This is a genomic window from Vibrio aphrogenes (genome assembly GCF_002157735.2).
Lineage (GTDB): Bacteria > Pseudomonadota > Gammaproteobacteria > Enterobacterales > Vibrionaceae > Vibrio > Vibrio aphrogenes.
Window position 1 is genome coordinate 1,529,905 of the sequence record NZ_AP018689.1, and the last position, 13,196, is coordinate 1,543,100.

General features: G+C 41.6%; 11 protein-coding genes and 1 other RNA gene. 4 read left to right on the forward strand and 8 right to left on the reverse strand.

The genetic code is table 11. The features are described 5' to 3' along the window. Positions 1–92: 92 nt before the first annotated feature. The 4 genes from VCA1004_RS06930 to ffs all read right to left on the reverse strand — a co-directional run bounded on the left by VCA1004_RS06930 (position 93) and on the right by ffs (position 4,093). Entirely contained in the window at positions 93–998 is a 906-nt protein-coding gene (locus tag VCA1004_RS06930) for a retron St85 family effector protein (RefSeq protein ID WP_086983797.1), read from the reverse strand. A gap of 167 nt (positions 999–1,165) precedes the next feature. Further along, complete coding sequence (locus tag VCA1004_RS06940) at positions 1,166–3,010, reverse strand: ATP-binding protein (protein ID WP_086983791.1); 1,845 nt, start codon at positions 3,008–3,010, stop codon at positions 1,166–1,168. A gap of 277 nt (positions 3,011–3,287) precedes the next feature. Further along, entirely contained in the window at positions 3,288–3,689 is a 402-nt protein-coding gene (locus VCA1004_RS06945; protein ID WP_086983788.1) for a DUF4113 domain-containing protein, read from the reverse strand. A gap of 307 nt (positions 3,690–3,996) precedes the next feature. Next, an RNA gene (gene ffs / locus VCA1004_RS06950) (signal recognition particle sRNA small type) lies at positions 3,997–4,093 on the reverse strand. Between the two features lie 244 nt (positions 4,094–4,337). Between ffs and VCA1004_RS06955 the strand changes: the two genes are divergently transcribed. Continuing rightward, complete coding sequence (locus tag VCA1004_RS06955) at positions 4,338–4,640, forward strand: MGMT family protein (RefSeq protein WP_086983785.1); 303 nt, start codon at positions 4,338–4,340, stop codon at positions 4,638–4,640. A 149-nt stretch (positions 4,641–4,789) separates the two neighbouring features. Here the strand turns inward: VCA1004_RS06955 and VCA1004_RS06960 are convergent, their stop codons facing one another. Further along, positions 4,790–5,239 carry a YbaY family lipoprotein gene (locus tag VCA1004_RS06960; protein ID WP_086983782.1) on the reverse strand — a complete coding sequence of 150 codons (450 nt, stop codon included), beginning with the start codon at positions 5,237–5,239 and terminating at the stop codon, positions 4,790–4,792. 133 nt (positions 5,240–5,372) lie between these two features. Between VCA1004_RS06960 and tesB the strand changes: the two genes are divergently transcribed. Further along, positions 5,373–6,239, forward strand: a complete 867-nt coding sequence (gene tesB, locus VCA1004_RS06965; protein WP_086983780.1) for an acyl-CoA thioesterase II — start codon at positions 5,373–5,375, stop codon at positions 6,237–6,239. A gap of 105 nt (positions 6,240–6,344) precedes the next feature. On the opposite strand, the gene VCA1004_RS06970 is transcribed toward tesB, so the two are convergent. Next, a complete protein-coding gene (locus tag VCA1004_RS06970) occupies positions 6,345–6,833 on the reverse strand; it encodes an Lrp/AsnC family transcriptional regulator (RefSeq protein ID WP_086983777.1) in 489 nt (162 codons plus the stop codon). Positions 6,834–6,969: 136 nt separating this feature from the next. On the opposite strand from VCA1004_RS06970, the gene VCA1004_RS06975 reads away from it, so the two are divergent. Beyond that, positions 6,970–8,025 carry a PLP-dependent cysteine synthase family protein gene (locus VCA1004_RS06975; RefSeq protein ID WP_086983774.1) on the forward strand — a complete coding sequence of 352 codons (1,056 nt, stop codon included), beginning with the start codon at positions 6,970–6,972 and terminating at the stop codon, positions 8,023–8,025. A 155-nt stretch (positions 8,026–8,180) separates the two neighbouring features. After that, the gene (locus VCA1004_RS06980) at positions 8,181–8,801 is read left to right on the forward strand and encodes an outer membrane beta-barrel protein (RefSeq protein WP_086983771.1); all 621 of its coding nucleotides are present in this window, start codon (positions 8,181–8,183) and stop codon (positions 8,799–8,801) included. Positions 8,802–9,002: 201 nt separating this feature from the next. On the opposite strand, the gene VCA1004_RS06985 is transcribed toward VCA1004_RS06980, so the two are convergent. Together VCA1004_RS06985 and VCA1004_RS06990 are read right to left on the reverse strand one after the other, a co-directional pair. After that, complete coding sequence (locus VCA1004_RS06985; RefSeq protein ID WP_086983768.1) at positions 9,003–12,116, reverse strand: multidrug efflux RND transporter permease subunit; 3,114 nt, start codon at positions 12,114–12,116, stop codon at positions 9,003–9,005. Beyond that, positions 12,116–13,177 carry an efflux RND transporter periplasmic adaptor subunit gene (locus VCA1004_RS06990; protein ID WP_086983765.1) on the reverse strand — a complete coding sequence of 354 codons (1,062 nt, stop codon included), beginning with the start codon at positions 13,175–13,177 and terminating at the stop codon, positions 12,116–12,118. The genes VCA1004_RS06985 and VCA1004_RS06990 overlap by 1 nt, the downstream gene beginning before the upstream one ends. Between the last annotated feature and the right edge of the window lie 19 nt (positions 13,178–13,196).

Consider the following 13,196-nt stretch of genomic DNA (forward strand, 5'->3'; position numbering starts at 1 on the left):
GTATTCTGGCTCTGCACATTTTCATGCGGCATTGAATCAGATTGTATGCAGGATAGCGAAACGCTATCCAATGAACTAAGTAAGCTCATTCGCTAAGGGTGCGCGCCAGAGACGATTCTATCATAACACACACTAGCATTCCTACGATTTTCCGCATTCAATATCTCAATCCTAACCTTATCCAAGTATTTGTTATTAAATGTATTTCTAACATACTCAGCACCTAAAGGAGTTACTTGGTAACCGGTAGCAGTTCGTGATATGTACTTCTTAAAAGCTAATCTTCCGAGCGATGACTTGGTAGCGATATCACATAACACCTTATCTTGATTGGTCGCAAATCCAATCAATTTTGACAGCATTACGTTATTAAGTTTATCAAGTAAATAGATGCAAGGAAGAATGAAATTTTCAGCTTCTAGTATATTTGCAACATCCTTTTCTACGGGATGCTCTCTCCGTATTTGAGTTATATAGTTGTTAACATTGCGATAGATTCGATGATACTCATCAGGATTAGTCAAATGGTCGTAGTTGATATGGATAACTTTTCCTGTGCCTGATGACTTTATTAATCGATAAGGGCCATAGTTAATAAAGCTCTTATTGCTTTTATATCTTTTATTCGAAAGAACAACCATTTTTCGAGCAAGTTGCTCATTATTGGAAAAGGCTCCGATCTCAGCAAATGACCCCGGACTTTCTGGGAATAATACTATTGCATCGACACTATCGGCTAGTATTCCCTCAAGCTTCAACAAGCTATGTTGACCTTGGCCCGCTAGCAAATCATCGAATAAGTCCTCAGGATACAATAATTCATATCGAGGATAATGTGAAAAAACAGCAGCCATTTGAGAGCGTGCTGTCTTATCATTCTTTATGTCTGCACCACACAAAAATACTGTAACTCGCTTTCGATTACGAGGTACGAAAATCTTGTCCTTTATAACCTGAGCAACATACTCAAGTTCTTGGTCTGTCAAAGACTTGTTCATATACAACCTTTGCACCTAAATAAACCACTGAAATAATACACTATTTTGAGAATTTAAGGTGTGAGCAACACAATGCCTAATCTCCCGTATATCGCCTTGAACACAAGACGCAACGCATAGCGAGAACGCCAAGCGTTGCGAATCACTCTTAAACAGTTTGATAACACTCACAGAACGTATTGACTAATCTCGCGCAGCCATAACCTTACTTCATCTGCATGATCGACTTGTGTTAGGCGAGCTGGAGTCATGCAGCTTATAGCCTCACGGTTTAGCTTTTTCTTGGCTTTGCTTTCTTTCTGTCCACGTTTCTTGTCATTAATTTCATGCCATTCTCTTGTTGATTCAGATGCTTCATGAACCGCCATAGCAACTAAAGTAGGCACATCGTCAAAGCTAGAATAGTTATTTTCCAGCGAGAGTTCAAAAGCTTCGTTAATTGCCTCGTAATGGATGTAGTTTTCCATTTCTCGTGAATTAGTAATAAATGAGCGTTGTCCCCTGGCATTAACTCTATCGGCTGCATCTTGGTACTTCGCGCTAGCAGGAGGTTCTATATCACGGTCAAGGATATGTACTTCAGGCAAGTCTAACCCCTCTAGTCGGCTAGTCCATAATTCAAGTGTTGAGCCTCCCATCGGAATAAACACTAACTTTCCAGTGCATTCAGCCTCAGCGAAATCTGCGATATCGGCTTCGGTAGGTGCAAGAATAGCTGACATACGTTTCAAGTATTCAATATCATTAGGACCCTCAACACCTACAAACACCCTAACATTATGGTTTGCAAACATTCCCAAGCTATCTTTGATTCGCTCAAAAGTAGTATCGTCATTTTCTGCAATGTAACGAGTTCCATCCGCACTTTTATCGATGAATCTAATGCAATCGTGATCAATACGCCCAGCTAAAACAGGATTGTGAGTTGTAAACAAAACTTGATGCTGTGGATCCAGAGACAACTCTGTCAGTGCGTCTAGCAACAACAACTGGTTATTCGGATGTTGTGAGTTTTCTGGCTCTTCAATGGCAAATATTACATCTTGCACATCACGTACTGATGCTAACTGTTCAGCTTTTGCTCTAAAGAAGTTGATTAAAAACAAGCGTCGAACCCCACTACCTCGCTTGTTGAGTGGAATCTGATCTTCGTTAGTCAGTGAAACAGAAAATACTTTGCTCCAGTTAAAAGATGAAAACTTCGGGTCTAACTGGTTCGCCAAGTCAGGGTCCATTTCTCGAAGCTTCTCGATCGTTTTGCTAGTTACATTTTCTACTTGCTCACGGACATAACTTTCTAACAGTTCAAGTTCGGCAGCTTTATCTTTCAGTGCTTCTTTGATTGCAAACTTAATTGGGTCTTGAGCCTCTGCATCTTGATCTGAGCTTGGTCTATCAGCTTTAAAAAGCTGATATAACGGAAGTATGTTTTGAAGTTGTTTCCAGACACTAGATTTTATATCCAGGCTTACTAACTGCTTGTTTAGTTGAGAATCAGATACGTGTGTCCATATAGCATGCCTAATTGCAGATTTTACCGCCTGGTTAACAGGCGATAGGTCAACGCCTAGGTCATTTGCTCTCCTTCGAAGTTGTGTGATCGTCAGACTCAACAAATCATCATAATTTTCTGCAGTTGGATGTAACGCACTTAAAGTAATTTCTTCACACTTTAATGCAGCTCCCTTATAGACCTTACAAATTTCTAAATCACCGTCTTGATTGAGAAGGTATTCATGCGCTGGTGAAATTTGATTGTCAGTGTCAATTATAAGTTCACGTGGAACATCCTTAAATACACAAGTTATTTCAACCGATATTGAATTTGACAATCCTGTAGAACGATCCCCACTTTCCAACTTATCCAAGTTGAAAAAAGCATCTAATGCCTCAAGGATTGTCGACTTACCAGTATCGTTTCGTGCAATTAAAGCTGTTAAATCATCAAAACCTATTGCTATTTCTTCACGATAACATCGAAAATTTTTTATTTTTAGTAGTCTTAGTTTCATTTGTTTTTACCTAGATTGATCAACCTATTTGCGATTGTTAACGATTTATAGAGAGAATTATTCTGTATTTGCATTCCGTCTATGTTGCTGCCATTCACTATGAAACTCAACAGGTATCAACCTGTTGTGTGAATCGACATAGAGTTTCAGGATAGAACTGCGGAAACCTTCCGTATAAGTACCCAAAACAGGGATTAGATTAATTTATTCTATTGCAGTACTGACTAAGTGGTAAGTTAGTTGCGTCTGAGAAGGTTTGGGGCAAATATCATTTAATCTAACACCTCACCACCGGTATATCACCCCATCTCGTCGTATACTGAGGTGTTAACCTGTCACGCCTCATTGCCCATTTTTGCTCTATACCTTGCGCCGCAATAAACACGCTATCCGTACCATAGCGTTGATTCAAACCATCAAGTACTTGCATTAATTTGGTGTTTTCTTGTTGTGGATTTAACCAATCTATTTGAGTATGTTTGCCATTAATCAAATCAATCAACCCTACACCAATTTTATAGTAACGACCCTCCGGCTTATACATCGATTCGGCCATCTTCATGACAATATGCGTTAACACACAAGTATCGGCAGTAGGGTAAGCAAAGCGATGAATAGCCTTATCGTTAACCGGGTCTGCATCAGAGGAAAAGCTTGCTGCAAATAGACTTAATATCATTTCAGCAAATCCTCAGACAGTTAATTGCTAATTATTCACTTTTAATTAGCAATTACGAAGTGAGTTGCATGTCTTTCACTTGAATTTTATTGGGGAAAATTTGAAGCTAGAAAAACAAACGATTTTATGGCCGAAAATGACTTTGAAATACGATAGGTATGAGAAGGTTTTTCAGTTTGATCAAATATGGGAAAACCCATGTTGTTGTAAACTTACAACTAAAAGTAGGCTATGCAGGCTTATCCTGCAAATATGCAAACTTCTTTGCAATTTATGCAGACTTATTTTGCAGATATCAGATAGGTGGAAGCCCCAGCCACATCCCGGCACACACATCATCCGCTGTGGCTGCTCCCTTCCGGGCCTGACCAAGTTCACGAACTAGTATTGCGGGAGGACCAGGGCCTCCATTGATTTTGTATCTTTCATTGCGAAGCAACTTAAGAGTGCGGTGATTATGGCGAAAGCTTTACGGTATTGCAAGGTTAAACTGTTGACTCTGGTTTGTTTGCCTAACTTTTCATCAAGCTTACATCTTGTGCTCTTAATTCATAGCAGTAATGACAACGCCCACCCATTCATTTTAGACTCTAATAAGAACCGATGATGACGATTAATAACGAACGATAAATAGGTTTACCTTAATTCATGACCATATTTGAACAGCAAATTTATTATGTTTTAAAGCAAATTCCCAAAGGCAAGATTTCCAGTTATGGACTGATTGCCTCAATGGCGGGCTACCCAGGTTATGTAAGGCAAGTGGGTCGGCTCTTATCAAATTTACCAGAAGGTTCCACTTTGCCCTGGTTTCGAGTATTGAATAGCCAAGGAAAAATCTCTTTGACAGGAGCGGATTTAGAACGACAAAAGCAACTATTAATTCAAGATGGAGTGGCCGTGAGTGAGGCTGGCAAAGTCAACTTGAAGATGTATTTGTGGCAGCCATAAGCGCTTCTCTATCTCGTACTCCCCTTTATCATTGGTATTTTTCATAACTCGTTTTTTTCATAGCCACATTTAATAAAAACGGTGGTGAAGGCATTCCTCACCACCGTTGAATCAATAATGCATTGTTCTTGACTATTTATTGCTTAACGTTATTTCACACCGATCATCATTAAGTGTACCGTTTGTGTTTCCGCTTGGTCGGTGATCACCGGAGTAATCGTGTCGGTGATAAAGCGTAATTTGCCATCAACGGTAATTTTTGCACGCACATTGTAAGTATGTTTTGGCAAAATTTTATTCGCATCGTAGTCCAATTTGAAACTAAATGGCACTTGCTTACCACCTGTCACAAAAGAATCGGTTGCAATCACGTCTGCGGCTTTATCCGCTAATGAAATGTCTTCCAAGGTGACAGAAACAACGGCATGGTCAGGTAAGGCAATGCGCTGACGATAAGCTACACTGCCTGAGATACTTTGCATATTCATTGCCTCTGTTGTCGTGGTTGAAGACATTGTGGCTTCGGTTTCTGTGGTTGTACAACCTATCATAGCAACACTTAAAACAACGGATGAGATGAACAATAGTGACTTTTTCATGCTTATTCCTAATTATGATTATGAGGTAAGGTTCACCAAAGCCTATCATTTTAAATCATAGACGCTTTATACTCGGTGAAACTCGCATGTTAATACTAATTGAGTATAATCGACCATACAATATGGAGGTTTGATGAGCAAACAATTACAAGATTTACTTAGTTTACACCAACTTGAAAAGTTAGAAGTTGGTTTGTTCCGCGGTGAATGTGAACATTTAGGGCTACCACAAGTGTATGGTGGCCAAGTGGTTGGTCAAGCCTTATCTGCGGCGGGTTATACCGTAGATTCAGACCGAACGGTGCATTCTTTTCACAGCTATTTTTTACATCCCGGCGATGTCAATCAACCGATTATTTATGATGTTGAAAAGCTCCGAGATGGCAAGAGCTTATCCACTCGTCGCGTCAAAGCGATTCAACATGGCCGACCGATTTTTTATCTTACTGCGTCGTATCAAGGCGTCTTTGATGGCCTTGAGCATCAAGAGTCGACAATGCCTGATGTGCCAGCACCTGAGAACTTCCCTTCAGAAACACAGATTGCAATGGCCATGAAAGATAAAATGCCACCTGCGATGCAACAAGCTTTCTGCCATGAGAAACCCATTGAAGTTCGCCCGGTTATCGTCAACAACCCATTCAAACCGCAAACCTTACCGGCAAAACAATACTTATGGATAAAAGCCAACGGTACTTTGCCAGAAGATCCAATCTTGCATCAGTATTTACTTGGTTATGCTTCCGATTGGGGTTTTCTCGTCACGGCATTGTTTCCTCATCAAGTCTCGTTGTTTACCCCTAAGTTTCAAGTGGCGACCATCGATCATTCCATGTGGTTCCACCGCCCATTTAAAATGGATGAATGGTTACTCTATGTGATTGATAGCCCGACCAGCAGTAATGGCCGTGGTCTGGTAAAAGGAGAAATCTTTGATCAACAAGGTCGATTAGTCGCCAGTGCAATCCAAGAAGGTGTGATGCGTTTTCGCCCTGAATAATCATAAATCACGCTTCGCACACTAAATGATCGCCGTGTACGAAGCATTTTTATTTTTCAGCCTACCGTTAACATCATCTTGAGTACCTGATGCACTTTTTGGCTACTATTTCATTGGTAGCGTCGTGTTAATTGGTAAAGCCGTGGTGTATTTTATCGACTCCATCGCAAACGTTGAAGTCACGTTAGAAATGCCCGCCACACTGTTCACTAATTTTTTATAAAAAGCATCATAAGCATTCATATCGGAAACCAACACTTTCATCATATAGTCGAACTCGCCCGCCATCCGATAAAACTCCATCACTTCAGGAAAATCTGTCACCGTTTCAGTAAACCGTTGATACCAGTCATTGGAGTGATCATTAGTTTTAATCAAGGCGAAGGCTACAAAAGATAACCCCAGCTTGTCAGGGTTCAATAATGCGACCCGTTTATCGATAACGCCTTGATCTTCTAAGCGCTTTAATCGTTTCCAACATGGTGTAGTGGTGAGATTGACTTGCTCAGCTAAATCTTGCAATGACATTCCACTATCTTGTTGCAATAAACTGAGGAGCTTTTTGTCCACTTTATCCAAAACAAGCATTTCCATCTCTTATAATCCATTTATATAGAAAATTTTTTCTTAATATGGGCATTATACTACATAAAAAGCAAACTCTTTTTCTGTGATAAAGGGTAAATTATTTCTTCTTAATTATCCTATTCATTTCTTTAAGGCATCTATTATGAGCATCGATAGACAGTGGATTAATCAAGCCATCAACAAAATTGAAGCCGACTTTCAACGTTCTGCGGATACGCATTTAATCAAGCTCGATCTTCCTTATCTCACAGGGATTGATATTTACCTTAAAGATGAAAGCACCCACCCAACCGGATCGTTAAAACACCGCTTAGCCCGCTCACTCTTTTTGTTTGCGTTATCAAATGGTTGGATTGGCCCTGAAACCGCCATTATTGAAGCATCGTCTGGCAGTACCGCTGTTTCTGAAGCGTATTTTGCTCGCCTATTAGGGTTACGCTTTATTGCTGTTATGCCAAAATCTACGGCAACCAAAAAGATAGAACAAATCGAATTCTATGGCGGTGAAGCGCATTTAGTTGATCGCTCAGATCAAATTTATGCTGAATCCCATCGCTTAGCGCAAGAGTTGAATGGTCATTATATGGACCAGTTTACTTATGCTGAACGTGCAACTGATTGGCGTGGTAATAACAACATTGCCGACAGTATTTTCTGTCAAATGAGCCGCGAACCTCACCCGATTCCATCATGGATTGTCATGAGTGCTGGTACAGGCGGAACCTCTGCGACGATTGGCCGTTTTCTGCGTTATAAAAAACACGCCACAAAATTGTGTGTCGTAGACCCTGAGAACTCAGTCTTTCATGATTATTACCAAACCGGTGATGCCAATATTACCATTGAAACCGGCAGTAAAATTGAAGGTATTGGTCGCCCTAGAGTTGAGCCAAGTTTTATTCCCGGAGTCATCGATGAAATGCGAACCGTCCCTGATGCGGCGAGTGTGGCAACCATCCAGTGGTTAGAAAAAATTCTTGGCCGTAAAGCAGGGCCATCTACTGGCACTAATTTATATGGTGCGTTAACTATTGCACACGAGATGATCCAGCGTGGAGAAACGGGTTCTATCGTGACCTTATTATGTGATAGCGGTGAGCGTTATTTAAATTGTCATTACAACTCCGAATGGTTAATTAACAATATTGGCAATACCGAACCATATAAAGAACAATTAAAAAATATTACTCATTTATAAATAACAACCCCATGGAAAAACAATAGGTAATTTTCAAAATATCCTTATTAAATCAAGAGAAAAGGCATTATTTTTACTATAATGCCTTTTTTATACTCGCTGGAATCTGATGAGACTAAGCGATGTATTTCATCTTTATTATTTGAAGGTTATTTATGAAATCCTTACGCTTATTTGCGCTTACCCCTTTAGCTCTACTTTCCATTTCAGCCCATGCCGCAGATGTAACAGGTAAAGATTACTTTTATTTAGGTACAGGTACAGTCGGTGTGAGCACAGACCCAATCACATTCTCTAATGGTGCAACACTTAAACTTAACGATAGCCAGTTGACCGAAACACCCAACGTGCTGATTGGTGCCGGCCATTACTACTCAAAACACTATGCTGTTGAAGGCTACTACCGTTACTCTGGTACTGAAAATGATCAAGCAACTAATGCCAATACCATTAACGCCACCCTAGATACACATCAATTAGGTGTTTCAGCCTTAGCCACAACTGGCCCATTAGGGAATAGCCCATTTGAACTGTATGCAAAATTATCAGGCACCTATACTTATGCGAAATTAGATAGTGCTGTTGATTTAGGGCTTTCTGATGATAAAGACAGCACGCTGGGTTTAAACCTTTCCGGCGGCGTTCAATGGAATATCATGAAATCAGACTTTTTCTTCCGCGCTGAATACGTTTACGCCCTGACTATGGGTGAGCTGTTTGATTATGATGATTACGACTATAAAGGCGTACAAATTAGCCTAGGCCGTACATTCTAATCCTTAACTGAATGTGACATCTTGACGGTATGTGAAATGATTAACTGAGCGAGATTAAAAAAGCGCTTACTGCCTCATCATCAAATCAGTCAATATCCCCTTTTAAAATCAAACGCGGTACGCTCTTCTATTGGTGAAACGTACCGCGTTATTATTTTTCTTAGCAGTCTAATCCCTAATGACTTAAGATTATCTTTGCTTTTAACCATGCCCTGGTCGTGTGGTTTTATCCTTTTCCATTTCCTGCTTCAACAAGGCTTCGATATGGCCAGGTGAATGGGTGCGTTGTGAAATCAAACGATACATTTGTGGGATCACAAACAACGTTACTAAAGTCGCAAAACTCATTCCAAATAACACAACCGTTCCTACTGCCACCCGACTTTCATAGCCCGCCCCCGTTGAGAGCATTAATGGTAATGATCCGGCAATCGTCGTGAACGCCGTCATTAAAATCGGCCGCAAACGTCTTGCTGAGGCATCAATAATTGCTTTTTCAAACTCAACTCCTCGGTCGCGCAATTGGTTTGCAAACTCAACGATCAAAATACCGTTTTTCGTCACCATGCCAATCAACAAGATCATGCCGATCTGGCTGTAAATATTCAGCCCTTGCCCCATCACATACAAACCAATAAAGCCGCCCAGCACCCCCATCGGCACGGTGAACATCACCACCATAGGGTTAATAAAGCTCTCAAATTGTGCCGCTAACACTAAATAAGCCACCAAGAGTGCAAGTGCAAAAATTACCATCACGCTTGATTGGTTTTCTTTGAAATCTTTTGACTCACCAGAATAAGACACACTAATGTCACTTGGTAGGTTATCAATCGCTTGCTGATCCAAGTAATCTAAAGCCTGACCCAAGGTATAGTTTGGTGTCAAGTTTGCACTGATGGTGATCGATTTCTGTTTATTGGTATGCGATAAGCGGTTCGCCGAAGCAATTTCTTCAATTTTGGTAACAGTATCTAAGGTGATCAGCTCTCCACCATCTGTGCGTAAATAAATTTTGCTTAAATCCGCGGCATTGTTAAAGCTGTTTTCATCGCCTCGTAAATACACATCGTATTCTTCACCACGCTCAAGGTAGGTTGTCTCACTGCTACCACCTAGCATCACTTCAAGCGTATCGGCAATCTCACTGACACTAATACCAAGCTCCGCCGCTCTTTGTTTATCAACAGTCACCACCAGCTCTGGTGTTTTTTCTGAGTAATCTAAATCGGTCCCGGTGATCACCCCTTCTGCTTCCGCTTGGTGTTGCAGATACTCCGCCCAAATTAATAACTCTTTATAGTCAGAGCCACCTAACACAAACTGTATAGGGTTATCCGAACCACCACGGAAACCTGGCATCATGGCGCGAACACGCACATCAGGAATCCCCGATAAGGTTTTATTAATGATGCCCAAGGCTTGCTTTGCGGTGACTGTGCGTTTACCCCAGTCTTCTAATACCATGATCACAAAGCCAGTTTCATCTCCCGCTCGACCACCAAATGCTGGAGCATCCACACTGAAAGACTTCAACATGCCTTTGCCTAGTAACGGAATTAATCGATTTTCCACTTCATCCATATTGGCACTCATACGATTAAAGCTTGTCGCATCAGCCCCTTTTACAAAAGCAAATAACACGCCTTTATCTTCCTGCGGTGCCAATTGAGTAGGAATGAACTGCATTAAAGCGCCACTGGCCACAATACAAACCACAATGCTAATCGGCGCAGACCAACGGAATCGAATAGCTTGGGTGACGCCTTGACGATACGCACGCTCAACCCGAGAGAACATTTGGTCAATACACGCATTAAAGCGATTGGGTTTCACATTGGCTTTTAACAGTTTACTGCCTAATACCGGTGTTAACGTTAAGGCAATCAACGAAGAAAATAACACGGACATAGCTAATAACACTGAAAACTCGGTAAAGAGCAGGCCAACCATGCCATCCATGAAAGAGATCGGTAAGAATACCATCACCAAGACTAAAGTGGTGGCCATAACCGCGAAGCCAACTTCTCGAGTTCCTTTATAAGCGGCCAGTAAGGGTGGCTCACCTTTTTCTAAATGGTGGAAAATGTTTTCAACCACCACAATCGCATCATCGACCACCAAACCAATGGCTAAGATCAGTGCTAACAAAGTAATTAAGTTAACTGAAAAACCAAAATAATAAGCGGCCATAAATGCTGAAATCAGTGAAACTGGCACCGTAACCGCAGGAATTAAGGTCGCGCGCATTTGCCCTAAGAAAATATACAACACCAATACCACCAAGCCACCAGTAATAAAGAGCGTGCTGTATACTTCACTAATGGATTGCTCGATAAAGATCGTAGCATCGTATTCAATCTTAAGCGTGGTGCCATCAGGTAAAAACTTTTGCACATCATCTACGGCTTTGCGCACACGTTGCGCCACCTCTAATGGATTAGCATCGGTTTGGGTAATGATGCCCATACTAACGCCCACTTCCCCATCACTTTTGTACATCGAGCTTTCGTTTTTCGCCCCTAGATAAATTTGCGCAACGTCTTTGAGGTAAATCGGATGGCTATCGCGACTTTTACTGATCACTAAATATTGAAAGTCTTCTTCTGTCAGATAATTACGCGTCGTACGTACCGTCATCGAGGTCGTATCGTTACGTACTTCACCACTGGGATTTTCAACGTTTTCACGATTCAAGGCATCGGCAATATCTGTCGTGGTAATACCCAATCCAGCCATCGCGGTAGGATCGAGCTTGACGTACATGACTTTATCTAAACCGCCACTGATATCAATCGAGCTGACCCCAGAAATCAAGCTGAAGCGGTCGAGTAGAACACGATTGATGTAGTCGGTCAGTTGGGTGCGATCCATTTTGGTCGAGGTTAAATTGATATTAACCGCCGCTTCACCTGAACCATTGTCTTTCGATACGATAGGATCGTCCGCTTCATCGGGTAGCGAACGCTGAGCACGCGCAATCGCATCACGCACATCACTTACTCCGGTGGTCAGGTCATAGCCCAAATCAAAAGTGATGGTAATACGTGAGCTGCCATTACGTGATACTGAGGTAATATCATCCACCCCACTGATCCCTGAAAGCTGATCTTCCAGTACCGTGGTAATTTGGCTTTCCATGATGCTAGCCGAGGCCCCATCATAGCTGGTAGATACTGTTACCACCGGATTAGAAATATCCGGCATTTCGCGTACCGCAAGTTTAGTAAATGAGACATAACCAAAGACACAGAGCAATAAGCTCAGCACAATGGCTACTGTCGGTCGTTTTACTGACACATCAGATAACCACATTATTGTGCTCCTTTACGGTCTGATGTTGGCAAATTTACAGGGGTTTCTTCCACCACCTGAACAGCCAAACCATCGCGCATATTGACCAAACCTTTCGTGACAATCTTCTGACCGATCGCTAAACCCGACTCTACGACGATCTGATCTTCAATCCTTGCGCCCAAGGTGATTTCTGTACGTGTCACTTTGTTATTCTCAATCACATAAACAAAACGCTTAGTGCCTGAATATTCTAAAGCTTGCACCGGAATAATGGGTTTATGGATTTTGGGGAAGCTCAATGTCGCCGACATCAGCATACCGGGCTTTAACTTATGATCTGGGTTAGGTATATCCACTCGCACAGGTACGCTCAACGTCGCCTCATTCACACGCGTATTAATATGAGTAACCGTACCGGGAAAATTCGTTCCTACCCAAGCTCGGCTTTGAGTCTCAACTTCCATCCCCAGTGAAATTTCCGATAAATACTTTTCTGGTACTTGTAGATCCAAACGCATTCTATTGAGGTTATCTAAAGTAAACAGCTCTTCACTGGTGGTAACCGTTTTTCCTCGGCTGAAATCGATAAATCCAATCGTGCCAGAAAAAGGAGCATTAATATTAAGATAAGAAAGGTCGGCCAATGCGGCATCCAAACGAGCTTGAGCAATATCTACACTGGCGCGCTGTGCATCCAATTCGGTCTGAGTGATCGCATTACGCTTCACTAACTTTGCGTATTCACGTTCTTTACGTTTTTCATCATTTAAATACGCTCGAGCTTCATTTAATGTTGCGTAAGCTTTTTGAGTATCCAATATTAATAGCGGTTGATTGATTTTCACTTCTTGATTGGATTGCACCAAAATTTTATCAACCTTGCCGGCGACTTCAGGCCGAATCACCACAGACTCTTGTGCCGTCAGCTTAGCGACTAAGGTTAAGGTTTGTTGAACATCATGCTGCTCGACAACTTGTGCCCCAACAGAAATCGCGGGGGTGTTTGCATAAGACGATTGGGAAGAAAAAGTTAAAAGAGAAAACGCTATCCCCACCGTCAGAAACGATTTTTTATTCATATCTGAATTCCATCTACCT

What these genes read in the sequence shown, in the direction of transcription:
- VCA1004_RS06930 (WP_086983797.1), bottom strand. Translation starts at nt 998, where the DNA reads ATGAACAAGTCTTTGACAGACCAAGAACTTGAGTATGTTGCTCAGGTT.
- VCA1004_RS06975 (WP_086983774.1), top strand. Translation starts at nt 6,970, where the DNA reads ATGAGCATCGATAGACAGTGGATTAATCAAGCCATCAACAAAATTGAA.
- VCA1004_RS06990 (WP_086983765.1), bottom strand. Translation starts at nt 13,177, where the DNA reads ATGAATAAAAAATCGTTTCTGACGGTGGGGATAGCGTTTTCTCTTTTA.
- VCA1004_RS06985 (WP_086983768.1), bottom strand. Translation starts at nt 12,116, where the DNA reads ATGTGGTTATCTGATGTGTCAGTAAAACGACCGACAGTAGCCATTGTG.
- VCA1004_RS06980 (WP_086983771.1), top strand. Translation starts at nt 8,181, where the DNA reads ATGAAATCCTTACGCTTATTTGCGCTTACCCCTTTAGCTCTACTTTCC.
- VCA1004_RS06960 (WP_086983782.1), bottom strand. Translation starts at nt 5,239, where the DNA reads ATGAAAAAGTCACTATTGTTCATCTCATCCGTTGTTTTAAGTGTTGCT.
- VCA1004_RS06970 (WP_086983777.1), bottom strand. Translation starts at nt 6,833, where the DNA reads ATGGAAATGCTTGTTTTGGATAAAGTGGACAAAAAGCTCCTCAGTTTA.
- VCA1004_RS06945 (WP_086983788.1), bottom strand. Translation starts at nt 3,689, where the DNA reads ATGATATTAAGTCTATTTGCAGCAAGCTTTTCCTCTGATGCAGACCCG.
- VCA1004_RS06940 (WP_086983791.1), bottom strand. Translation starts at nt 3,010, where the DNA reads ATGAAACTAAGACTACTAAAAATAAAAAATTTTCGATGTTATCGTGAA.
- tesB (WP_086983780.1), top strand. Translation starts at nt 5,373, where the DNA reads ATGAGCAAACAATTACAAGATTTACTTAGTTTACACCAACTTGAAAAG.
- VCA1004_RS06955 (WP_086983785.1), top strand. Translation starts at nt 4,338, where the DNA reads ATGACCATATTTGAACAGCAAATTTATTATGTTTTAAAGCAAATTCCC.